Annotated in this window: 22 protein-coding genes and 1 pseudogene; 19 read left to right on the plus strand and 4 right to left on the minus strand. The window is 60.7% G+C overall.

Annotated features, from left to right (window positions below; genetic code table 11):
* The first annotated feature begins 551 nt into the window (after positions 1–551).
* The 8 genes from ACO07K_RS03095 (at position 552) to ACO07K_RS03130 (ending at position 6,217) form a co-directional block, all read left to right on the plus strand.
* Positions 552–776: a hypothetical protein gene (locus tag ACO07K_RS03095; protein ID WP_298314095.1), complete on the plus strand. Its 225-nt coding sequence runs from the start codon at positions 552–554 to the stop codon at positions 774–776.
* An 80-nt stretch (positions 777–856) separates the two neighbouring features.
* Positions 857–2,212 carry a TolC family protein gene (locus tag ACO07K_RS03100; protein WP_298314096.1) on the plus strand — a complete coding sequence of 452 codons (1,356 nt, stop codon included), beginning with the start codon at positions 857–859 and terminating at the stop codon, positions 2,210–2,212.
* Between the two features lie 13 nt (positions 2,213–2,225).
* The gene (locus ACO07K_RS03105) at positions 2,226–3,614 is read left to right on the plus strand and encodes a multicopper oxidase family protein (RefSeq protein ID WP_422034441.1); all 1,389 of its coding nucleotides are present in this window, start codon (positions 2,226–2,228) and stop codon (positions 3,612–3,614) included.
* Between the two features lie 21 nt (positions 3,615–3,635).
* On the plus strand, positions 3,636–4,127 hold the full coding sequence (locus ACO07K_RS03110; RefSeq protein ID WP_422034442.1) for a cupredoxin domain-containing protein: 492 nt from the start codon (positions 3,636–3,638) through the stop codon (positions 4,125–4,127).
* A gap of 25 nt (positions 4,128–4,152) precedes the next feature.
* Positions 4,153–4,443 carry a copper-binding protein gene (locus tag ACO07K_RS03115; RefSeq protein ID WP_422034444.1) on the plus strand — a complete coding sequence of 97 codons (291 nt, stop codon included), beginning with the start codon at positions 4,153–4,155 and terminating at the stop codon, positions 4,441–4,443.
* A 20-nt stretch (positions 4,444–4,463) separates the two neighbouring features.
* Positions 4,464–4,727 carry a hypothetical protein gene (locus tag ACO07K_RS03120; protein WP_422034445.1) on the plus strand — a complete coding sequence of 88 codons (264 nt, stop codon included), beginning with the start codon at positions 4,464–4,466 and terminating at the stop codon, positions 4,725–4,727.
* A 100-nt stretch (positions 4,728–4,827) separates the two neighbouring features.
* Positions 4,828–5,259 (plus strand): c-type cytochrome, encoded by a 432-nt coding sequence (locus ACO07K_RS03125; RefSeq protein WP_422036624.1) that lies wholly within the window; start codon positions 4,828–4,830, stop codon positions 5,257–5,259.
* 502 nt (positions 5,260–5,761) lie between these two features.
* Positions 5,762–6,217, plus strand: a complete 456-nt coding sequence (locus ACO07K_RS03130; RefSeq protein WP_422034446.1) for a response regulator transcription factor — start codon at positions 5,762–5,764, stop codon at positions 6,215–6,217.
* A gap of 97 nt (positions 6,218–6,314) precedes the next feature.
* Here the strand turns inward: ACO07K_RS03130 and ACO07K_RS03135 are convergent, their stop codons facing one another.
* The 4 genes from ACO07K_RS03135 to ACO07K_RS03150 form a co-directional block, all read right to left on the minus strand.
* Positions 6,315–6,761, minus strand: a complete 447-nt coding sequence (locus ACO07K_RS03135) for a hypothetical protein (protein ID WP_422034447.1) — start codon at positions 6,759–6,761, stop codon at positions 6,315–6,317.
* 335 nt (positions 6,762–7,096) lie between these two features.
* A complete protein-coding gene (locus tag ACO07K_RS03140) occupies positions 7,097–7,774 on the minus strand; it encodes an iron reductase (protein ID WP_422034448.1) in 678 nt (225 codons plus the stop codon).
* Between the two features lies 1 nt (position 7,775).
* Positions 7,776–10,091, minus strand: coding sequence for an FAD-binding oxidoreductase (locus ACO07K_RS03145; RefSeq protein ID WP_422034449.1), 2,316 nt, complete (start codon positions 10,089–10,091; stop codon positions 7,776–7,778).
* Positions 10,088–10,969 (minus strand): hypothetical protein, encoded by an 882-nt coding sequence (locus ACO07K_RS03150; RefSeq protein WP_422034450.1) that lies wholly within the window; start codon positions 10,967–10,969, stop codon positions 10,088–10,090. The genes ACO07K_RS03145 and ACO07K_RS03150 overlap by 4 nt, the downstream gene beginning before the upstream one ends.
* Positions 10,970–11,292: 323 nt before the next feature.
* On the opposite strand from ACO07K_RS03150, the gene ACO07K_RS03155 reads away from it, so the two are divergent.
* From ACO07K_RS03155 to ACO07K_RS03205, 11 genes and pseudogenes are all read left to right on the plus strand, one after another.
* Complete coding sequence (locus ACO07K_RS03155; protein ID WP_422034451.1) at positions 11,293–11,643, plus strand: DUF6799 domain-containing protein; 351 nt, start codon at positions 11,293–11,295, stop codon at positions 11,641–11,643.
* 422 nt (positions 11,644–12,065) lie between these two features.
* A complete protein-coding gene (locus tag ACO07K_RS03160) occupies positions 12,066–12,437 on the plus strand; it encodes a hypothetical protein (RefSeq protein WP_422034452.1) in 372 nt (123 codons plus the stop codon).
* 68 nt (positions 12,438–12,505) lie between these two features.
* A pseudogene (locus tag ACO07K_RS03165) lies at positions 12,506–13,104 on the plus strand (cation diffusion facilitator family transporter); the annotation flags it as partial.
* Positions 13,105–13,171: 67 nt separating this feature from the next.
* Positions 13,172–13,510, plus strand: a complete 339-nt coding sequence (locus ACO07K_RS03170) for a hypothetical protein (RefSeq protein WP_422034453.1) — start codon at positions 13,172–13,174, stop codon at positions 13,508–13,510.
* A gap of 574 nt (positions 13,511–14,084) precedes the next feature.
* Entirely contained in the window at positions 14,085–15,398 is a 1,314-nt protein-coding gene (locus ACO07K_RS03175) for a TolC family protein (protein ID WP_422034454.1), read from the plus strand.
* Positions 15,395–16,378: an efflux RND transporter periplasmic adaptor subunit gene (ihpB, locus tag ACO07K_RS03180; protein ID WP_422034455.1), complete on the plus strand. Its 984-nt coding sequence runs from the start codon at positions 15,395–15,397 to the stop codon at positions 16,376–16,378. The genes ACO07K_RS03175 and ihpB overlap by 4 nt, the downstream gene beginning before the upstream one ends.
* Before the next feature lie 15 nt (positions 16,379–16,393).
* Positions 16,394–19,591: an efflux RND transporter permease subunit gene (locus tag ACO07K_RS03185; RefSeq protein WP_422034456.1), complete on the plus strand. Its 3,198-nt coding sequence runs from the start codon at positions 16,394–16,396 to the stop codon at positions 19,589–19,591.
* The gene (locus ACO07K_RS03190; protein WP_422034457.1) at positions 19,588–19,959 is read left to right on the plus strand and encodes a hypothetical protein; all 372 of its coding nucleotides are present in this window, start codon (positions 19,588–19,590) and stop codon (positions 19,957–19,959) included. The genes ACO07K_RS03185 and ACO07K_RS03190 overlap by 4 nt, the downstream gene beginning before the upstream one ends.
* A 122-nt stretch (positions 19,960–20,081) precedes the next feature.
* On the plus strand, positions 20,082–21,014 hold the full coding sequence (locus tag ACO07K_RS03195) for an adenylate/guanylate cyclase domain-containing protein (RefSeq protein ID WP_422034458.1): 933 nt from the start codon (positions 20,082–20,084) through the stop codon (positions 21,012–21,014).
* Positions 20,926–21,369 carry an adenylate/guanylate cyclase domain-containing protein gene (locus tag ACO07K_RS03200; protein WP_422034459.1) on the plus strand — a complete coding sequence of 148 codons (444 nt, stop codon included), beginning with the start codon at positions 20,926–20,928 and terminating at the stop codon, positions 21,367–21,369. The genes ACO07K_RS03195 and ACO07K_RS03200 overlap by 89 nt, the downstream gene beginning before the upstream one ends.
* Positions 21,366–21,734, plus strand: coding sequence for a hypothetical protein (locus tag ACO07K_RS03205; protein ID WP_422034460.1), 369 nt, complete (start codon positions 21,366–21,368; stop codon positions 21,732–21,734). The genes ACO07K_RS03200 and ACO07K_RS03205 overlap by 4 nt, the downstream gene beginning before the upstream one ends.

Raw genomic sequence — 21,734 nt, forward strand, 5'->3', positions numbered from 1 at the left:
AACTCGCGCAAGCAGTTCTGCTTGCGCTTGTGGCATGGGTGGTCACCGCTGGCGTCGCGTCGGCCCACGGTGGTCATGTCGGCGCAGAATTGCGTCCGCCAGTCGAGGCCGTAGCATCCCTTCCGAAGTCTCAGAACGAAGACCCCGCGGTATCCGCGACCAGTCTCCCGGAAACACCTGAGGCGCTCCGCGATCACGGCGGAAGCTCCTGCCCGAGCGGAACTCCGACGAAGCACGCTGGAAACTGCTGCACGGTCGCCTGCCATGCGGCCATGGCCACGCCTGTCATTGGCATTTTGCCTGGCCCCATTACCGCGTCGCTTCTTCTGTCTCCGCTGAGCGACTTGCTCGAGGGCTGCTGCGGCGACCGTTCCGAACGTCCTCCCAGACTCGTCTGACCGCGTTCGCGCCTTAGGCGCGTGTCCGGTCTCGGGCCTCTCACCGGCTCGGTAATTCCAGACACCTGACCTGCGCGCACGCCAGAAGCTCGCCGCCGCTCGGCGCGATGCTTGTTTCCTCGCGTTCAAGTCAATTTCGTTGGGGTCGTTGCCATGAAACTCCTGGTTCCATCCATGCTCGCGCTTGGAGTGGCTGCCTGTTCCGCGCCGCCTTTGCCCGAGTTGTTGCCTGCCGATGCGTCCAGCCCCGATGCTCCCACTGTCGCCGCGCCGTACCAGCCGGTGATGTCCGGCACCGCACCGTATGTCCCCGTCGGGCTGAAGCCCTGGCGGGAACTCAATGACCGCGTCGCCCCCGGCGCCGCACGGTCCCAATGAACGTCCTCCCGAAATCGATAGCCGTGGTCCTCGTCGGCCTCCTGGCCGCGGGCTGCGCAAAGTTCACGGAGGATGGCGGCATGGCGCCGGTCACGGACAGCGTCCGCAAGGAAACCGGTCGCGACGCCGTCAAGCTTTCCTCTCCGGAAGACATGCGTAGAGCCCGCGAGCGCGTTCAGACACTCCTGGCGGAGCCCCTGACGGAAGATACGGCTGTCCAGGTCGCCTTGCTCAACAATCGCGGGCTGCAGGCGGCTTACAACGACCTAGGCATCTCCGAAGCGGAGTATGTCCAGACGAGCTTGCCGCCCAATCCTGCGCTTACCTTGGGCCGCACGTTTGGAAGTCCCGGTAACTTTGCCGAAATCGGCTTTCAGCTTGTCGGCAACTTGCTGGCCATCGCGACGTTGCCACGGCGTACGGAGATCGCCAAGCGTGAGTTCGAGGAAGCGCGCTATCGCGCGGTCGCGACGACGCTCAGCCTGACCGTAGACGTCCGCCGGGCCTATGTCCGCGCGATCGCCGCGCAACAGAAGCTCGCGCTACTGGAGCAGGCCCGTCAGACCGCCGACGCGTCTGCACAAATGATGAGACAGCTCGGTGAGACCGGTGCCGCCAACAAGCTCGATCAGGCGCGCGTCTCGGCCTTCTACGCCGACCTCAGCGCCCAGGTGGCCCAGGCTCGACTACATGTTGCCGGAACGCGCGAAGCCCTGAACCGCATGCTTGGTCTTTGGGGCTCCGATCTTGCCTACAGGCTTCCGCCGCGACTGCCGGCGTTGCCCGCCGCGCTGGATATGCTCGCAGATGTCGAAGTCGAAGCCATGCGGCGACGAGTAGATCTCATCATCCTGCGCTATGAGATCGTGACTCTGGCGAAGTCGGTCGGCTTCGTGAATGCGACGCGCTACATGTCGTTCCTCGAGCTCGGCCTCGGCTATCGGAACGAGGCCGAGAGCAACGAAGCGGGCGAACGATCCACCAAGAATCGCTACGGCCTCGACCTCGGCATCGTCATCCCCATCTTCGACAGGGGCGAAGCGCGGGTTACTGCGGCTCGGGAGACCTACATGCGGGCGATCAATCGTCTGATCGAGCGCTCCGTCAACGCACGCTCCGAAGCGCGTGTAGCTTACACAACCTACAGGGCGACGCACGACATCGCCCGCTACTACCAGAACCGCATCCTACCGTTGCGTCGGCAGATCTCGGCGGAGGTGTTGCTCCGCTACAACGGCATGCTGGTCGATGTGTTCGAGCTCCTCATCGAGGAGCGGGAACGCATCACCGCCAACGTGGCATCGCTCGATGCGCTGCGTGACTACCATCTCGCAGTCGCCGACCTGCAGGCAGCTCTCATCGTCGGCGGCCTCGTGCCACCGTCCGGCGTGATCAACACGACGCCTCCACCCGAAACCATTCCTCTTGGACTCTAGAAAGGAGAAAGACATGAGCCTCTCCAGACGCGATCTCGTCGGGGCCTCGGGCCTCGCCCTGATTGGCGCTGCCGCCGTCAGCGGCCGCGTCCAGGCGCAATCGATCCCGGAAGCGCCGACGACCACAACCAACACCATGCAGCCGCCCCTTCATCCCACGAGCGGGCCCGACTACCAGCCTGTCGTTACCCTGAATGGCTGGACCCTGCCATGGCGGCAAAACGGGGACTGGAAGGAGTTCCATCTCGTCGCCGAACCGGTCGAGCGCGAAATGGCGCCGGGCATGATCGCCCGTCTGTGGGGCTATAACGGCCAGAGCCCCGGTCCGACCATCGAGGCCGTCGAAGGCGACAAGGTCCGCATCTTCGTGACCAACAAGCTGCCCGAGCATACGACTATCCATTGGCATGGTCAGCTCCTGCCCTGCGGCATGGACGGTGTCGGCGGTCTCAATCAGCCGCACATCAAACCCGGACAGACCTTCGTCTACGAGTATCAACTCATGAAGAGCGGTACCTTCATGTATCACCCGCACGCCGACGAAATGGTGCAGATGGCGATGGGCATGATGGGCTTCTTCGTCGTCCATCCGCGCGACCCCAAGCTGCACCGGGTCGACCGCGACTTCGTGTTCCTGCTGAATGCCTACGACATCGACCCCGGCAACTACGTGCCGAAGGTCGCGGAGATGACCGCCTTCAACATGTGGTCGTGGAACAGCCGCGTTTTCCCCGGCATCGATCCGCTGGTGATCGCCAAGGGCGACCGCGTGCGGGTGCGGGTCGGCAACCTCACCATGACCAACCATCCAATCCACATGCACGGTTACGATTTCGAGGTGACCTGTACCGATGGCGGCTGGGTGCGGCCGGAGGCACGCTGGCCCGAGGTCACGATCGACATTCCCGTGGGCGCCATGCGGGCCTACGAGTTCGACGCGATCTACCCTGGCGACTGGGCCATCCATTGCCACAAATCGCATCACACCATGAACGCCATGGGTCACGATCTTCGCACCTTTATCGGCGTCGATAAGAGGCAGTTCGCCCGGCAGATGAAACGGCTGGTCCCGGACTACATGCCTATGGGCAGTGCCGGCATGGCGGACATGGGCGAGATGGAGATGCAGCTACCGGACAACACGCTGCCCATGATGACCGGTTTCGCGCAGTTCGGTGCCGTCGAGATGGGTGGCATGTTATCGGTCGTCAAGGTCCGCGAGGGGCTGGCCTCCGGGGACTACAAGGATCCCGGCTGGTACCAGAATCCCCCCGGGACCGTTGCGTATGAATGGAAGGGGCCCGCACCCGCCACGACGCGTGCGGCGAAGCCTGTTCCTGCTGCAAAGCCTGGCACCACTCTGCAGGTCGTCAAGCCGACGTCACATGGTTCTCACAAGTAGGCTCAATTGAAGGAGGTATCGATGAAACTCAGGCGTATCACTACAGTGTCAATCGCAGCCAGCCTGATCTCTGTCGCGGCACTGGCGGCTCCGGGCCACAAACCCGGCGAAGGACACAGCCACGCGGACGACACCGACTACGGCAAGCCGGGCGATCCGAAGAAGCCTGCGCGCATCGTCCAGATCGTGTTTCGCGAGGACGACGGGAAGATGCTGTTCCTGCCGGACAAGCTGAAGTTCAAGAAGGGCGAGCAGGTGCGCTTCCAGCTTCGCAACAATGGGGCGATCGATCACGAGTTCGTCGTCGGCACGGTCGAGGAGAACCTCAAGCACATGAAGGACATGGAGAAGAACCCCGACATGGAGCACGACGATCCCAATGCCAAGCGCCTGAAGCCGAAGGCAACCGGCGAAATCCTCTGGCAGTTCACCAAGGCGGGTACGTTCGACTTCTCCTGCCTCATTCCCGGACACCGCCAAGCCGGCATGTTCGGCACCATCGTCGTCGAGTGATTTGTCCAACCCAAAGGAGGATCCGATGTTGAAGAAGGCTATTCTCGGGGCATTCGCCCTGTGCCTGGTTTCGATAGCCGCGCTGGCGGATGGCAACATGGTCAAGGCGGAAGTCGTTAAGGTCGACAAGCCGGCTGGGAAAATGACTCTGAAGCATGGTCCCATCAAGAATCTCGACATGGACTCCATGACCATGGTGTTCCGCGTCGCCGATCCCTCGATGCTCGACAAGGTGAAGGCCGGTGACAAGATCGAGTTCGAGGCCGATCGCGTCAACGGTGCGATCACAGTAACCAAGATCGGCAAGGGACACTAACGCGACGACGAGGACAAGTCATGAAGCGAGTACTGCTCTATTTGTGCCTCGCAGTGACAGCCTTTTTGCGGGTGGAATCGTCGGCGCTCGCCGACGATTCCGAACTGCAGGCCACGCTGGCCAAGCTCAACTGCATTCCGGCAAAGATTGTCGTGACTGAAGTGTCGGGCGCCATCACGGTCTACACGGTGACCTGCAAAGGGAGCCGTAAAGAGATCGACGTGTTGTGTTCGAGCAACGTCTGTCAGACGCAACCACGGTTGCGTCAGGACGACGATAGGTAGGATCGTGTCCAAGCACGGCAAATTCCGGAACAAATCCGGGGGTGGGCGTATCGCTGGCGTGAAGCCGGCACCCCTGCGACGACAGCGAGCATCGCTCATCATGCTGACTGTCGGGTTGGTGTTGATCGCTGTCGGTGCAGCGTACTATCTCCTCGCGAGCGGCCTGCCTCGCATCGACCCAGCGAACGCGAAGCAGGTCGAGCAGGGGCGACATCTGTATGCTGCCGCATGCGCGACCTGTCATGGCCCCTCGCTGGAAGGGCAACCGAACTGGCAACGTCGCCTTCCGAATGGGCGGCTTCCGGCGCCACCTCACGACGCAACCGGGCACACGTGGCACCATTCGGATGCATTTTTGATGCGGATAACCAAGCTCGGTCCCTCCGCCTACCCCGAGGGATATCGGACGGATATGCCCGCCTTTGGAGCCACTCTGTCTGACAGGGAAATCGCTGCCATCCTGGCGTACATCAAGAGCCAGTGGCCGCCCGATATAAGGGACCGACAGAGCCGTCAGAATGCTGTGAGGTGACCAATCGAAGTTTCGCAACCGAGACTTCGTCGCCGAAGTGTGCTGGGACACAGGCACCGAGAAAACGCGCGGTCGCTAAATGCCGGTAGATTGGTATCTCGATATGCGTTCTCAGCTCTTGAAGATTTTGTTGGAGACGCGCTTCGACAATTGATCCACATCAAGGCCATTCTGGCATGCAACGGATAAGTGTGGCTTGCCTCACGCGAAACCTCGAAAGCGCCGCGCATTCTTTCGTCACGAATTCCCCACGCAATTTTCAACCAGGGTTTTACTATTTGTACCCGAAGTGTTGTGAGTCGGCTGAATGGCTCATCGAGGCCGCCAACACAGGTATGGACGCCGCTGGGGCGAGAACTCACCTGATGTTGCGCGACATGCCAGCAAGACCTCGAGGGCCGTCTTGGCCTTCCTCAACTCGCGTCTGAGCTAAAGGGAGCTTGTTTGTAGCAGATTGTGTGTGAGCTCCCGGAATCGCTATGCTTTCACCATGGAGTGCGCAATGAAGTCCTCAACTCGCTTTGGTCGGAACGGCTCTTGGGAAGCAGGGCGTAAGCATTCAGGTAAGGGCAGTCAGTCAAGCAGCATAAAGTCAACTCTTTCGAAAGGCTCCTCGGAAGGCAATGTCAGTTTCGACGGTTTGAAGACCGAGCTTCTTACTTGTGCGTGCCATCTGGGAAGGGCGTGCAAGGGAGAGGCTGTCGCTCAGCGGCTGGAAGCGGATAGTCGAATTGCGGGACTTACTGCCAGGCAACGCGAGATCTTGGGAATGGTGGTAGCCGGCCATCCCAGCAAGAGAATTGCAGCGTCTCTCGGCATAAGCCAGAGAACCGTCGAAAACCATCGCGCCTCGATCATGAAGAGAACAGGAGCGAGGTCTCTCCCATCGCTAACGCGAATGGCTCTCTTTGCTACAGGGCATGGAAACAACGGGACTAATGACGATAGAATAGTCTAAGACTTGATGGCTGCGCCTCCAACAAAAAGGCATCATCTATTTGTCGAGTCTCAGCCCGAGCACTCTGCCATGCCAAGACGAAACATCTAGGACGTTTTCAATGCATCTTGAACCAACCAACTCCTTTGATGGCGTTGAAGGAGTCGGTCTGGTGACAGAGATAGCATTGCTCGACGCGGGCGCTGCTCTGCCCGGTGATCTTTTGATCCATCATCGCAAAATGCATCATGAAGTGGCTGGGCGGCGCCTGGTGGCACTGGTTGCAGTCCTGTGACTTTGGCGAAGGATGGAGGAAGCCCGCGATCTTCCAGGTCTCGGTCGTGTGGCAGTCGGCGCACTGCTGACCGAACATTGTCAGGTGCTTGTCGCGGAAGCTGTGACAGGACGCGCATTCGAGCACCTCGCTTGTCTTGGCCGGCCCCTGGCCGGTGACCGCTGCCAGAGAACGTCGAAGCGCTTCCATACCGGTGGCGGCTGGTGAGCCGGGGGAGATGCGGGGCCGCACCGCCGTCAAGCTGGCTTCGATCAATACCGCGTGGTCCATCTTGACTGGCCTAACCGCCGCTCCTTGGTGTTCGACGTGGCAACCCTGACATTCCCCGATCGTTGCGTGGAACGCGGTCGACTGCTTGGCGAGTACGAGTGCATCGGCTGCGTGGCATGTGATGCAGGACCCCGCTTCGATCCCTCGGTTTGGAGTGTGGCAGCTCTCACATTGCACTCCGAGGAAGGCGTGCGCAGATGACAGCGGGCCCGGACTGGTGGCGCTGACCCAGATTGGGAGAACTGACGTGCCGGAGCGCGAGATGACAACGGGCACGAGCACTGCGGCCGCGAGGCCGAGAACGCCGAGTGTCAAGTAGATTGCCGCGGTGATCTTCAATCGAGCCACCGTAGTCCGTAGTAGATGCCGTTCCAGATGTGCAGCGCAAGGAGTGTATACATCACGATTGCCGCGCCGACGTGCAGCACCGTCCAACGCGACAAGGTACGCTTCAACACCTTTCGCGCACCGATCGCGTATTCCAAGTCCGCGATGGCGTCCAGCAGGCTGGGCAGCGGTGCGTCCGTCAAAACGGTTGGGGCAGGGGCGCCGGCGAGCGCCCCTGCGACTGCATCATAACGTGTCCGGAGCACCGCCAGCATACTCTGCTGCTCGCTGAGGTCAGTGCCTACCTGCACAAGGTAGTAGCGGCCGACGAAGCCGCTGAACACTACGACCAGCATAGCCGAGACGAGGCCGATCCCGAGAGGACTGTAGAATTTGTGGCCGCTATGGACGAGTCCGAGCAGCGCGCCGATGACGCCGGCATAGACGTGGAACGAGAGGATGGCGCCCAGGGAAGCGTACTTCGTCACTCGTGCCTTCACCCAAGCGCTGCGCTTGACCGCCGAGTAGGTCAGCAGAAGGACCAGCAGCACGGCCCCGGCGATGCCGATCAGGCTACCGGCTAGGCTGCCGGGAAAGCGCGGCGCCACGTGGAACAGGAATCCTGGGACGGCGAGCACGAGGGCGCTTACGAGTGCCCCAACCGCGAGCTTCTCGGTCTCCTTCACCTCAGGCGTCCACGACCAGGTTGCCTGCGGACTTCGCTTGGCAAGCCAGGATGATACCGCGCGCCTTGTCTTCGGGACGAAGCCCTTCCTCCACCTCCATCGTCACGGAGCCGTTGAGCAACGGTACGACGCAAATCCCGCAGATACCGACCCGGCAGGAGAAGTCGATTGCCACACCGATCGCTTCTGCGGCCTCAAGCACGGGCTGATCCGGGGCGAGCGGCCCGGTTTTGCTGGACTTGCGGAATTGAACCTCGGCTTGCGCAGAAGGAGCGGCGGCTGCGGCGGCAAGCGGAGTGGCGGGTGTTGCGGCGTCCGCAAGGGCTATCGGGGCTGACGGTGGCGCCGCTGCCACATCCGGAGAAGGCGCCAGAGTTGCGTCGGAGGGAGCGCTCGTGACGGCCGGAGCTGAAGGTGCGGGTGCCGGCGCCGCTGCGGCGTGTGCTGCAGGCACGGCGCCTATGGCCGCGCCGAACGACTCTGTCTTGGTCTTGGCCTTCGGTACTCCGAGATCGGCGAGCGCCGACTTGACGGCCTCCATCATTGCCGGAGGTCCGCAGACATGGACCCGCCTGCGGGCGATCTCAGGCACGGTGTGTGCGATGAACTCCTTAGAAATGCGCCCCACCGCTCCTGTCCAAGGGGTTTCGTCGGCACGATCCACAGTTATGGCGACATGCAGGTTTGCATGCCGCTTCCGCAGGTACTCGAGCTCCTCGCGGAAGATGACGTTCTGCGGAGTACTTGCCCCGTAAAGGAAGAAGATATCCCCGGGAAAGGCGCGGTCGGTGAGATAGCGTGTGATGCCCATCATGGGAGTGATCCCCACGCCACCGCTGATCAGGACGATACTGTCGGCTTCCGTGCCGGTGAAGGTAAACACGCCGGCGGGGCCAGACACCTCCAGGTGATCTCCGATCGCCACGTTGTCATGCAGATAGCGGGATTCCGCTCCCTGATCTTCCCGTTTTACGGTGAGTTCGACGTAGTCGCGCTGTGTTGGCGAAGAGGCGATCGTATAGGAACGCCGGATGCGCTTGCCATCGACCTCTGCGGAGAAAGTCAGGAACTGGCCGGGCACGAAGGTGAAGGGGATGGGTCCGCCCCCCAGTTCTCTGAGCCGGAACGTCTTGACGTTCGGAGTTTCGTAGAAGGTGTCGGCGACGCGCAGTGCACCCGACCAGGGCTTTGACAACTTAGCGGGAGGAGTGGTGTCGGCCGCCCCGGGTTTCTGAGCGGATTCAACTGGGACCGCAGGAGCTGAAGGAGGGACCGGCTGGGGTGCCGCGCCAGAAGCCGCGGCAGCCGGCGGAGCGGTTACGGGTTTGGGACTACTCGCAGCCGCAGCGGCCGGCGGAGCGGGTGCGGGTTTTGGCACGCCTGCAGGCGTGGGAGCCGGTGCCGCGCCAGGAGCCGTCGCACCAGCCGGAGCTGGGTTACCCGCAGGCGCAGGTGCGGGCGTCGCGCCGGGCGTGAGCCGCTGAACGAGACCGTCGATCCTGCGCAATCGTGCGTAGTGGATCAGGAGTGCCCCGAGCATGAACGCCACCAGGAATACCATTGTCGTCAGGTGATACCAGGACAGGCCCCAGGGGCCTTCGTTCATCGACATCCCGACTGTGGCCGGCACGCTCATCTGCCCCTTGAACCAAGTGAGCGCGATCTGACGCGGCGTTTGACCCTCGTTGATGGCCAGTAGTGCGGCGGCGCCGCTTTCAGCTTGAAGGACTCCCAGCCGCACGCCTGATATGGCTCGCTGCATGGCGGTTGGGTCGTTGGCCGACAGCGCATGATGCAGCTGCGTCTGGCCAGTGGTGATCGCTTCCGACCCAGACCCGAGACGCTTGCCCGCTTCGGCCTCGATAATTCGGCGCGCCTCCGGCGTGAGCGATGGCATGTCCATCAAGGTCGCGTAGAATGGCTTTGTCCCGCTACCCCCCATGCAGCCCATTGCGCCGCAGCCGCCGCCAGACTGGGCGCTCGCAGTTGGAGGCAGCATTGGTGGCGGAGGCGCGCCCATGATGCCGCTCATTCCTATGCCGCCGCGCGGATCGGTCGGAGCGGGAGCCGGTGCTGGAGAAGAAGCGGTCGGAGCGCCGCCTCCGGGGTGATGAGCCCCGTGATCTACCGGATCGGTCTGGGCAGCAGCGGTCAAAGAAACGCCGAACAGCCCCGCGATCAGCGCGGCGAGAAGCGTATCGCGTGGGCGCATCGAGGAGAGTGTCACGAGAACAAGGCCTAGTGTCATGGATAACGGTGGTGGATTAACCTTCGTCGTCTCCAACTTCGAGAACGGCTTGGGCGACTTCTCGCTCACATGTCCTTTTTCATCCCAGGCATACCGGCAGCAGGAGCTGTCATAGAATTCGTGGGCGCGGGCGCGGCCGGCGCAAACCCGGTGAGAATCTTGCGCTGCTCTTCAGTGAGAAGTTTGCTCGCGTCGCCGACGGCGCGAACGAAGACGAGGCGTCCATCGCCGCGCAGCTTCTCGATCTCGCGGATCTTCGCCTCTATCTGGGTGGCGTCCGGCTGATCCGCGGCGGTAAGCAACCAGAGCGCCTGCTCGGCCTGCTCTACCGCGCGATCCGCGGCGCTCTTCGCGAGCAGCGCACGTTCCTTGGCTTTGTTCAACCCGGCTTGCTGGTCCATCGTGAGGGTGATGTGTTGCGGATGATCAAGGAAAAAGCCGGTCACGCCAATATGGTAAAGGTGCGAAGCACCAGGGACGCCGGGTACGGCGGACTGCGTCAGAGAGCTGGCGCTACCGCTCATGCTGTTCATGCTGGCCGCGGGGGCGGGCATCGAGCCTCCGCTGGGCATCGGTGCGCCGCCACTCGGGGGCATCATTTTGTCCATCATCCCCATCATCTTGTTCATCATGCCCATCATGTTATTCGCCCCACCTGGGGGCGCGGCTCCGGCGCTCATTCCCGCCATCGCGGGAGCGGGTATTGAGCCCGCTGGAGGGGCCGCCATCGCAGGCATGCTCTTCGCGAGCGCGGCTTCGAGTTGTGCAACTCTTGCCTGCAACTGCGAAAGCTGCTGCGCAAGCGCAGGATCAACGTGTGTTACTGCGGGCGCGGCGGAATTCGGAGTTTGCGAATGCGATTTGTCGGCGCTGACGAATATGAAACAGCTTCCCGTCGTGACAGCGATCAGGAACACGCGCAACCAGCAAAGATAATGAGTTCTCATTGTGATGAATCCTCGATTTTCTGATGCCGAACCGCAAACCCGGGTGATTAGCGAACATCATGACCGTCGAGCATGCGGGAGCGGTAGCCTCGGAAACTACTCAGATTCGCACGTACCGCTCCCGCACTTCTTGATTTAGATCAAGCCGCGCAGGCAGCCGGCGGATGACGTTATTCGGACCATCCGCGTTTGTTCCCTTGTCGTAACCAATTCTCTCGCGCCGATCTGAGTAGTTTCCGAGGCTACCGCTCGCGCTGGCGCCACGGCACTAAATGAGAAGCCGAGGATTCGACCCTCGATAAAGAAAAGCGAAGGAGTGTACTGTGACCAAGTTCAATACCTTTACAGCCGCATCTGTTGCGCTCTTGTCTGTGTCCTTCCTTGCTTCCAGCGTTGTCGCCGCCGACATGGATGGCGTCATGATGAAGGATGGCAAGATGATGATGATGAAGGACGGCAAGGCGGTGGGTCCGATGGACAAAGAAATGACCATGGCTGGCTGCTGCACGATCATGCCGGACGGCACGATGAAAATGAAGGACGGGCACATGAAGGAAGGCCAGTCGATGACGATGGATGGCACGATGATGCAGGATGGAAAGCCGATGGACGGCATGGGCAAGGGCATGATGGACGGGAAGGGCAAAGGCATGATGGACGGGATGAAAAAGTAGCCCTCCGAGCCCTCCGATCTGACGACGGCCGGCATCTCCTTGATTGGCGGAAATCGTTATCCGACCGTTCGGGCCAGGGGCCACGTGGCCGGAAGGCCTGCCTGTAGGCGGCCTAGACCAAATTCGACGGTTTCTGTTTGGCGAAGAGACGGCTGGATGAGCAAGAGAGGTACGGTGCCTGCGATGTTCGCGAGGCCTAACTGTTGTTGGTAAGCTTCGAAGCAGTGCTGAGTAGTTTCCGACTCTCGCTCGATCAACTGCAAGGGCCTACCCTGGGTCTACTGAGTCTGGCGGCCCCACTGAAAAGATCATCAGCCCAGAGCAACCTCCGATTCCCTAGAGAGCACGCGGGTAAAGAGTTTCGCGAGATTCGATGAGAGCTAGATAGCGCACTTGATGAATAGAAAGAGGAGAACTCGGTAATGGGTATTCGTACGTACTTGGCGCTTTCATTAGCCGCCACCGCCCTGGTGGCATGCGGACCAATGTCATCGGGAACGGTGAAAGATCTGAGCATCCGCGACTGGGTTGGTCACAGTGCCGCTCACCTCATTCAGTCTTGGGGAAAGCCGCATCACGACTACCCGACGGCGGACGGTGGCCAGGCGATTGGGTACATGTTCGCCAATCAAGCGGTAACAGGACCGAAGTCACAGGTTATCTTTAAGGCCACGAATTGCATGATCAACTTTACGGTGGATCGCAACGGAATTATCGACGACGCGACGACGACCGGGTCAAAGTGCAGGATTGGTCCTCATGGCGATATGCATCCGCCGGCAAGCCGAACTTAGCCGTGTTTGTGGCGGCGAACAGTTATTCATTGGCCGATTGGACGCTCCACGATTCTGATGGCCGTCATTACATTTGCTACGAAGCCTATCATCGCTTCTTGAACCCGCCGGATATTCTGGGTGGGCCCATGCTAGCGGTTGTCGCAGCAGGATTTGTCGTCAATTTAGTCAGCATGAAGTTGCTGTCGGCAGGATCGTCGACAAGCCTCAATGTAAAAGGGGCGTACTTCGAGGTGTTGAGCGCCAGCTCGGCTCGCTCGGGGTCATAATCGCCGCAATTGTCGTCATGCTGACAGGCTGGAGGCTGGCCGACCCCATCATCAGCGCCGGCATTGGTCTGTTCATTGTTCCGCGCACCTGGATGCTGCTGAAGCAGGCGATCCACATCCTTATGGAGGGCACGCCTCCCGAAGTCGACATGCTGCTACTCGAGCGCAAATTGAAGGAGATTCCTAGCGTGATAGCTGTGCATGACTTGCACATCTGGACGATCACATCCGGTATCGACGCAATTAGCAGTCATTTAGTCGTGTCTGACATTACCCAAGCGAGGGCGATCCTGGTCGCTGCGAACGAAGGCATGAAAACGACCTTCAACATACGGCACACCACATTTCAGATAGAAGACCAGCTCCTTCGCGAAGCAGAAGGGCAGCGAAGGCTTTAATATGTCTCAGGAGCTTGCTTATGGTAAGCGCTTGGCCACCAGCTGGCGCGGCGCCCTTCAGACGGGAATGCTCGTCAAGACCTCCATTGCGCTTGGTTTGACCGTTCTTCTTCTAATCGTAGGCGGTTGTTCGCGGGAGATCGGAACGAAATACGAGCCGCCGCTAGCGGACCGACTAATGCCTGGCTCATCGACGTTTGCGAATGCGGTTCGACTATTGGGCAAACCCTTCAAGACGAAGGGCACCTTGCGCGGCATCACTTGGGCTGAATGGTGGTACCTGAAAGATCATCGCCAGCGCACAGAATCACAAAACTTGCTGGCACTGTTCGCTGCTAACGGCACGTTGCTTTCGATCGTCCGGCGTCACGACAACCAACCCCAGCTTGCACCCTCCAACGACTAGAGGTTCAAGTGCAAAGGTGACCGATCCGTCCGAAGTCGGCCTGAAACCTGGCGAAGGCACTGTTGTGAAGCTCTCTGGGGCGCAACGCAGCATCACCACTGACGTGATTGTATAACCCCTTCGCGCTCGTAGATAAGAGATTTTGGTGAATACTATCGGACATCAGCTGGCATCGGCATTTCGACGGAGTGTACGCTTCGTCCGGATGTTCTGCGTGCTGTTCTTAGCACTCGCTAGTATCGTACATGTTATTAGCGATTTTAGCGCGAGTAGCGCCGGGATGAGCGCAGGGCAGACCGTGGTTTCCAGCGCGCCAAACGATCTCGAGGACGAGGGCGGCCAGGGCGCGGAAGCCTGTCATAGCTGCTCGGTGTCGCCTTATTTCACCGCAGCATCCGTTCTCTTCGCTGCCGACGCTTCTTCCGAAGTGCCTGAGGGACGCCTTGTGCAGGTGTCCGTTGCCTTTTCGCGCATAACAGGGCGCCCCCCCAAGAACTGATCCCGCCTTGTTTTCGATCGTCGTGCCGAAGTTTCCGGTGCGGCGTGCTGATGAACGCTTTTCTGGGATCAAATCATGTCAATCCGCGTAGTGGGAGCGTTGTGCGCAGCGCTGCTCGTCGTCACGCATACAAGCGGTGCCTCGTCGCAGACTCCGCCTCTGGCTGCGCATCGCACGACGACAAGCGGTCAGCAGCCCGCGCCGAACGGCGTGCTGACCCTTCGTCAGGCTCTACAGCAGGCTGTAAATGCCAGCCCGCGCATCGATATCGCTGACCGCAACATCGGTATGGCCGATGGCCGACGCCGTCAGGCGGGCGCAATGCCCAATCCGACGATAGGCTTCGAAATCGACAATTTCGCGCCGGGCAATTCCGAGAATGTCGGCGGTGCCGAGACGACGCTGATGCTGAGCCAGCTCATCGAGCTGGGCGGGAAGCGCGACGCGCGTGTGTCCGCAGCACTCGGCGATGCAGATGCGATGAAGTGGGAGAAGGACGCGACCCGGCTGGAACTCCTTTCGGAAACGACGCTCGCCTTCGTCGAGGCGCTTTCGGTGCAGAGGCGTATCCAGATTCTGGAGCGTCAGGCGGCCACCCTTGAGCGGCTTGTGCCGCTGATGCAGCGCCGGGTCGATGCGGGTGCTTCGTCGCCGTCCGAAGTCACGCGAACCCAGACCGCGGTCGGCGTGACGAGGCTGGAACGCGAACGCGCGCGCCTGGCTTTTGCGGTAGCTCGGAGGGAGCTCACCGGATTAATGGGGCGTGATCTCCCAGCCTTTACGTCTGTTTCCGGCGACTTTAATCGTCTTGTCCGTCCTGCACCGCTCGAAGTCTTGATCAAGGCGATCGACGACAATCCGCAGCTCATGCGCTGGACGGCCATACGGGCCCAACGTGACGGCGAACTGCTGGTCGCACGCCTGAAGCCCATTCCCGACGTCACGGCCAGCGTAGGCTGGCGCTACTACTCCGACACCCAGCAGAGTGCTGTCCGACTAGGTGTTTCAATGCCGTTTCCGGTGTTGGATAGAAACCGGGGCGGAATCCAAGAAGCGCAAGAAAACTCCCGTAAATCTCATGCGGAGCGAGCCTCTAACCGGCTTGCCCTGATTGCAGTCGTGGCGAAAGCACACGACACCGCAAATAACCAGCTCATCCAGCTTGATCTCATTCGCAAGACGATCTTGCCCGCGGCACGCCAGACTTACGCGACCATCGAAACGGGGTACGGCCAGGGACGCTTCACCGTGCTGGAAATCCTGGACGCTTATCAGACTGTCGCCGACGCGGAGCTGAAGGAGCACGAGGCGCTGACGAGCTTCCATTCGGCCGTTGCCACAATTGAGGGACTCACCGCGAGCCCCGTGAACGTTACGAGGGCACGATGATGAATTTTGCAAAGAAGGCGCTAGGCTATTTGACGGTGGCAGTCATATGCGCCGGCATTTTGGCCGCCGCCGGCTACTACGTCTTCGATACGCGATTTGCCAACCAGTCCAAAGCCGCCGCCGGCGCCAAAGGCGGACACGGCGAGAAGGAAGGGGACAGCCACGATGAGGGTGTAAAGCTCACCGATGCGCAGGTGACGGCCGCAGGTATCGAGCTGCTGACAGCAAGTCCCCGGGAACTGCGCGATATTCTGCAGCTGAATGGCACGGTGCAGCCCAACCAAGAGACCCTGGTCAAGGTGACCCCACGCTTCCCCGGCGTCATCCGCAGTATGCGCAAGCGGCTGGGCGACAAGGCTAAGAAAGACGATGTGCTCGCGAGCGTCGAGAGCAACCAGAGCCTGACCGTTTATGAACTCAAAGCACCGATCGACGGCACCGTGATCGACCGCGACGGCACGCTGGGTGAGTTCGCATCGGAAGCGCGGCCGATTTTTACAATCGCCGACCTCTCCACCATGTGGGTCGATTTCGCGGTGTTCCGGAAGGATTTCTCGAAAGTCCGGATCGGGGACGCTGTTTCCATCGACGTTGGCGACGGCGGTGCGCCTATCGAAGCCAAGATCGACTACCTTTCGCCAATCGGCGCTAGCGATACGCAATCGGCCATAGCGCGGGCAATCGTTCCCAACAGTGGACGCCTGCGTCCGGGCTTGTTCGTCGACGGGAAGGTCGTCCTGTCGGCGCGGCCAGTCGATGTCGCCGTCAGTACAAACGCTCTTCAAACGCTCGAAGGCAAAAACGTCGTCTTCGTTCGCAACGGCGAAACGTTCGAGGCGAGAGAGGTCGAGCTGGGTAATCGGGATGCCGATTGGGCAGAAGTAATATTCGGTCTCGTCGCCGGTGACGTTTATGCAGCCAAGAACAGCTTCGTGATCAAGGCGGAGATCGGCAAGGCCGGCGCCGCTCACGAACACTGAGGCGAGAGGCCGAACATGATCAATAAAATCCTGGCGTTCTCCATCCAGAACCGTTGGTTCGTCATCGTGATGAGCATCGCGGTCGGTGCGCTAGGTGCGTGGAACTTCACGCGCCTACCGATCGATGCGGTGCCCGACATCACCAACGTGCAGGTGCAGGTCAACACTGTTGCGCCGGGCTACTCGCCCCTGGAGGTCGAGCAGCGCATCACCTTCCCACTGGAAACCGCGATGGGCGGCCTGCCGAAGCTCGAATACACGCGCTCTCTGTCGCGTTATGGCCTCAGTCAGGTCACCGTCGTTTTCAAAGACGGTACTGACATCTACTTCGCCCGCCAGCTCGTGAACGAGCGCATCCAGCAGGCCAAGGAGCAGCTTCCCCCCGGCACAGAAACCGCGATGGGGCCGGTCTCAACTGGTCTCGGCGAGATCTACATGTATGCGGTCGAAGCCAAGCCTGGGGCGAAGCGGCCGGACGGCGAACCCTATTCGGCCACGGACCTGCGGACGATCCAGGATTGGATCATCAAGCCGCAGCTCCGCACGGTGCCAGGCATTGTCGAGGTCAACACGATCGGCGGTTACGAGAAGCAGTTCCACGTGCTGCCCGATCCCACGAAGCTGATGTCCTATCGCCTCACTTTCCGCGATGTGATGCAGGCGCTGGCGACACACAATGCGAATGTCGGCGCAGGCTACATTGAACGCAACGGCGAGCAATACCTTGTCCGCACGCCCGGCCAAGTGAATACTCTGCCGGAGATCCGCGACATAGTCATCGGCACACGCGGCGGAGTACCCATCCGCATTTCTGACGTGGCGGAGGTCAAGGAAGGAACCGACCTGCGGACGGGCGCCGCGACGCTCGACGGCAAGGAAACCGTCATCGGCACGACGATGCTGCTGATCGGCGAGAATAGCCGGACGGCCGCTCAGCGCGTTGGCGCCAAGCTGGACGAGATTGCTCGCTCGTTGCCTGACGGAGTTGTGGCGAAGGTGATCTACGACCGGACCAAGCTTGTCGAGGCAACAGTCTGGACAGTCGAGAAGAATTTGCTCGAAGGCGCTCTGTTGGTCGTGGTCGTGCTGTTCCTGATTCTCGGCAACTTCCGCGCAGCCTTCGTCACGGCCTGCGTCATTCCGCTGTCGATGCTCTTCACCATCACCGGCATGGTGGAGAACCATATCAGCGCCAATCTGATGAGCCTTGGCGCCATCGACTTCGGCATTATCGTCGACGGTGCGGTGATCGTGGTCGAGAACTGCCTGCGCCTGCTGGCCGAGGAGCAGCACAAGCGCGGTCGGCTGCTTACGCGGAATGAGCGCTTCGAGACGATTCTTGCGGGTGCCAGCGAGGTCATCAAACCGAGCCTGTTTGGCACTGTGATTATCGGCGTCGTCTATCTGCCCATCCTTACGCTGACCGGCGTGGAAGGGAAAATGTTCACGCCCATGGCCCTCACAGTACTCATGGCTCTTTTGGGAGCCGCCATTGCCTCGATGACACTGGTGCCTGCAGCAGTGGCGCTTCTGGTCACCGGGAAGGTCTCCGAGAAGGAGAACTTCTTCATGCGCGGCGCCCTGCGCCTTTACGCACCGGCGCTCGAAGGCGCCATCCGGTTGCGCTACGTCGTCGTTGCGATGGCCTTGGTGCTGGTAGGCGTGGCGGGCGTCGCGGCCTCGCGCATGGGCGGGGAGTTCATTCCCTCACTCGACGAGGGCGACATCGCCATGCATGCGATGCGCATACCCGGCACCAGCCTGACCCAGTCAGTACAGATGCAAGAAGCGCTTGAGAAGGCGATACTGGAATTTCCGGAAGTCAAGGAGGTCGCGGCCAAGATCGGCACGGCCGAGGTCGCAACCGACCCGATGCCGCCGAATGTCGCCGACAACTTCATCTTCCTAAAGCCGCGATCCGAATGGCCAGATCCCAACCGCTCCAAGGCCGACCTGGTGGCGGCCATCGAAAAGCGTGTCGAGCAGATCCCCGGCAATAATTACGAGTTCACGCAACCCATCCAGATGCGCTTCAATGAGCTGATCTCCGGTGTTCGCAGCGATCTCGGCATCAAGATCTTCGGCGACGACCTCGATACGCTTCTGTCAATTGCCACCAAGGTCCAGTCCGTCGTGCAGGCCGTACCCGGCGCTGCCGACGCGAAGACCGAACAGGTGAGCGGCTTGCCGATGCTCACTGTGAAACCCAACCGTGCGGCTCTCGCGCGTTATGGCATTACGCTGGCGGAACTCCAGGAGGTGGTGGAGATCGCCGTCGGAGGCCGAGAGGCGGGGTTGATCTTCGAGGGCGACCGCCGTTTCGATATCGTGATCCGGCTACCAGAGCGCATGCGCGTTGATGTCGATGCCCTGTCGTTGCTTCCGATTCCCATTCCTGCGCAAGTGGCGGGAAAGGAGAACGGAGCCAAGGATGGTCGCGCGATTGTGCAGACTGGCCTTGGCATGGCGGCCCCGTATGTGCCGCTCTCCGCCGTGGCCTCGATCGAAATCGCACCAGGTCCCAATCAGATCAGCCGCGAGAACGGTAAGCGGCGCATCGTCGTTTCAGCGAATGTGCGCGACCGCGATCTCGGTTCCTTCGTAAGCGAAGTGCAGAGTCGCGTCGCTGAACAAGTCAAGCTGCCGGCGGGCTACTGGATCGGTTGGGGCGGCCAGTTCGAGCAGCTTGTCGGCGCTACAAAGCGCCTTGCTATCGTCGTGCCGGTCGCGTTGATGTTGATCTTCGTCCTCCTGTGCATGAGTTTGGGAGCGGTTCGCGATGCACTCCTGGTCTTCAGCGGTGTGCCATTGGCTCTGACCGGCGGTGTGGCTGCTCTCGTGCTCAGGGACATTCCGCTCTCGATCAGTGCAGGCATCGGCTTCATCGCCTTGTCTGGCGTTGCCGTGTTGAATGGCCTGGTCATCATCACCTTTATCCAGGGACTGAGAAACCAGGGGCGCACGGTCGCGGACGCCGTGCGCGAGGGGGCCATGAAGAGGCTCCGTCCTGTACTCATGACCGCGCTAGTCGCGTCGCTGGGCTTCGTGCCCATGGCGATCGCAACAGGCGCAGGCGCCGAAGTGCAGCGGCCACTGGCCACCGTCGTCATTGGCGGGATCATCTCGTCGACGATCCTGACGCTGGTCGTTCTACCGGCTCTGTACGCCCTGTTTCATCGAGACAAACCTGTTCAAAAAGAGGAGATGGCATGAAGAAGATCATGATCGCAGCGATGCTGATGCTGTGGGCTGGCATGGCGGTGGCGCAGCATAACCACGCCGCTACCAAGGGACCGAACGGCGGGCCCGTCCACGATGTGGCCGGGGTGCATGCCGAGCTTGTGATGGTCGGCAACGCCGTGTCCATCAACCTGCTCGACGAAAGCAACAAGCCGACGTCCGCTAAAGGCTTTAGCGGCTCTGTGCTGATCGTTGCCGGATCCTCTCGCGAAACCGTGCAACTCGCCGTCTCCGGCGATAGCTCGCTGAAGGGCGAAGCGAAGGCGACCATTCCGTCCGGCGCACAGGTAACCCTAGTGCTAAAGAACGCCGCCGGAAAGTCAGGTCAGGCCAAGTTCTAAGGGAATCAAGGCGCGGCAGTCCCGCGGGGCCGCCGCGTCCCCACCCCTCGTTCCGAATGGAACAGCTGCCCCATCTCCAGGGCGGCCGACAGGAAATGTACTCGCAAAGAATGCTTAGTGTCGTGGCAGAGAAATTGTCGCTGAACGCCGGGCAGCGCCGCTGGCATCGCGAGCGCAGATCGGCGTGGCTGCGCCTCGTGGCCCTCGCGATATTGGTCGTGAATCTCGGCCTCGCTGGCACGCAGGACAGCGGAATCGTCTATGAGAACATCATCGTTGTCTACGGCGCCCTGACGATCACAGCATTGATTCTCGCAGAACTCCGAAGAGGGACGACGTGGCTCTCTTGGCTCTATGTGGTTTTCGATGCGATGCTCGTTTTCATTCTCTTTCACGAGCATCTCTTTGCGCCCGGCAAGGATCTCGATCACACGCTCACGGCACCGTCGCTCGCAATCGGCTTCGTTCTGCTGACCCATGTTGCCCTCCGTCTACGGCCGGTGCTTGTTTTCCTGTTCTCAGGTTTGGTAATTTTGGGTTGGCTGGCACTGCTGACCGTCGCGGTGGAAGCCCACTTGGGAAAGGGCGCGGCCCACGCGTGGTCAGCGTTTCTCACGGAAGCGGCACTCGCCGCAGCGTTCGGCTTTGCCGCGCTGGTCTGCGGTTTGCTCACTCACGATCACAATGTCATCCTGAGGACTGCGGTCCTGGCGGAACGACGACGCGCCAATCTCAGTCGCTTCTTCTCGCCGACTGTCCTGACGGAGCTGCAAGCGACAGGAACCTCCCTTGCCCTCGGTCGACGCGAAGTGGCGGTGATGTTCGTTGACCTGCGCGGGTTCACGAGTCTGAGCGAGACGATCCCCTTGGAAATGCTGGCCAGGCTCCTAGCTGAATTCCGGGAACTGGTAACGCGCGAAGTATTTGCGCACGGAGGTGATCGACAAGTTCCTAGGCGATGGAGTGATGGCGGCCTTTGGCCAGCCGAAATCAACGGCGGACGACGCTGCACGCGCCTTGGAATGCGCCGTCCACCTGAGTCGTATGCTGCATGACTCGTCCGAGATGCGGCGGCGCCGGTGCGACGTGAATCCACGCGCTGGTATCGGTCTGCATTTTGGTACCGCGATAGGCGGCGTCCTCCGCAGTGGCTCGCATGACGAGTTCACCCTCGTGGGCGACGCGGTCAACGTCGCGCAGCGCCTGGAAAGATTGTGCAAACCCCTGGACGCGTCGATCGTTGCGTCATGGGAGGTCGTCGAAGCAGGCGATGGAAGAGAGCTAACCGACTGGAAGTACGAGAACGGAGTTGAAATCGAAGGGCGCAGTAGACGAATGCGCATCGCCTACATTCCGAACGAACTGGGGAGAGTGACGGGGGAATTGATTCAGCAAGGAATCGGCCGATGAAAGCGTTTGTATTGATTGCCGCGTTGTTCCTGTTTTCGAACTTGTCGCAGGCCCAGGACGGCAGAGACATTGTCACCGGCCCTCATGACGGCAAGATGCAGGAAATTGCCGATGTGGAGGTAGAACTGCTGGTAGGCGAACGCGAAGTAACGCTTTGCCTGTACCGTCAGAATGCACCGATCGATACGAGCAACTACAAGGCCATCGTGACTGTCGTTTCGGGGGCGAACCGCGAGCAGATCGTGCTTCGGCCCACCACCGCGGGCAGGTTGGTAGGGAGCAGCACATCAGCGCTGCGGCCATATTCCGCCTTGTCATTAGAACTGACCTCACCGAGCGGCACGACAGCCACTATTAAGTTTTAG

It is taken from the genome of Reyranella sp. (genome assembly GCF_965228225.1).
Lineage (GTDB): Bacteria > Pseudomonadota > Alphaproteobacteria > Reyranellales > Reyranellaceae > Reyranella.

Bases quoted from the DNA above. Each gene is read 5' to 3' on its own strand.
- ACO07K_RS03095 (WP_298314095.1), top strand. From the start codon at position 552: ATGAAACTCCTGGTTCCATCCATGCTCGCGCTTGGAGTGGCTGCCTGT.
- ACO07K_RS03100 (WP_298314096.1), top strand. From the start codon at position 857: ATGGCGCCGGTCACGGACAGCGTCCGCAAGGAAACCGGTCGCGACGCC.
- ACO07K_RS03105 (WP_422034441.1), top strand. From the start codon at position 2,226: ATGAGCCTCTCCAGACGCGATCTCGTCGGGGCCTCGGGCCTCGCCCTG.
- ACO07K_RS03110 (WP_422034442.1), top strand. From the start codon at position 3,636: ATGAAACTCAGGCGTATCACTACAGTGTCAATCGCAGCCAGCCTGATC.
- ACO07K_RS03115 (WP_422034444.1), top strand. From the start codon at position 4,153: ATGTTGAAGAAGGCTATTCTCGGGGCATTCGCCCTGTGCCTGGTTTCG.
- ACO07K_RS03120 (WP_422034445.1), top strand. From the start codon at position 4,464: ATGAAGCGAGTACTGCTCTATTTGTGCCTCGCAGTGACAGCCTTTTTG.
- ACO07K_RS03125 (WP_422036624.1), top strand. From the start codon at position 4,828: ATGCTGACTGTCGGGTTGGTGTTGATCGCTGTCGGTGCAGCGTACTAT.
- ACO07K_RS03130 (WP_422034446.1), top strand. From the start codon at position 5,762: ATGAAGTCCTCAACTCGCTTTGGTCGGAACGGCTCTTGGGAAGCAGGG.
- ACO07K_RS03135 (WP_422034447.1), bottom strand. From the start codon at position 6,761: ATGGACCACGCGGTATTGATCGAAGCCAGCTTGACGGCGGTGCGGCCC.
- ACO07K_RS03150 (WP_422034450.1), bottom strand. From the start codon at position 10,969: ATGAGAACTCATTATCTTTGCTGGTTGCGCGTGTTCCTGATCGCTGTC.
- ACO07K_RS03160 (WP_422034452.1), top strand. From the start codon at position 12,066: ATGGGTATTCGTACGTACTTGGCGCTTTCATTAGCCGCCACCGCCCTG.
- ACO07K_RS03170 (WP_422034453.1), top strand. From the start codon at position 13,172: ATGCTCGTCAAGACCTCCATTGCGCTTGGTTTGACCGTTCTTCTTCTA.
- ACO07K_RS03175 (WP_422034454.1), top strand. From the start codon at position 14,085: ATGTCAATCCGCGTAGTGGGAGCGTTGTGCGCAGCGCTGCTCGTCGTC.
- ihpB (WP_422034455.1), top strand. From the start codon at position 15,395: ATGATGAATTTTGCAAAGAAGGCGCTAGGCTATTTGACGGTGGCAGTC.
- ACO07K_RS03185 (WP_422034456.1), top strand. From the start codon at position 16,394: ATGATCAATAAAATCCTGGCGTTCTCCATCCAGAACCGTTGGTTCGTC.
- ACO07K_RS03190 (WP_422034457.1), top strand. From the start codon at position 19,588: ATGAAGAAGATCATGATCGCAGCGATGCTGATGCTGTGGGCTGGCATG.
- ACO07K_RS03200 (WP_422034459.1), top strand. From the start codon at position 20,926: ATGGCGGCCTTTGGCCAGCCGAAATCAACGGCGGACGACGCTGCACGC.
- ACO07K_RS03205 (WP_422034460.1), top strand. From the start codon at position 21,366: ATGAAAGCGTTTGTATTGATTGCCGCGTTGTTCCTGTTTTCGAACTTG.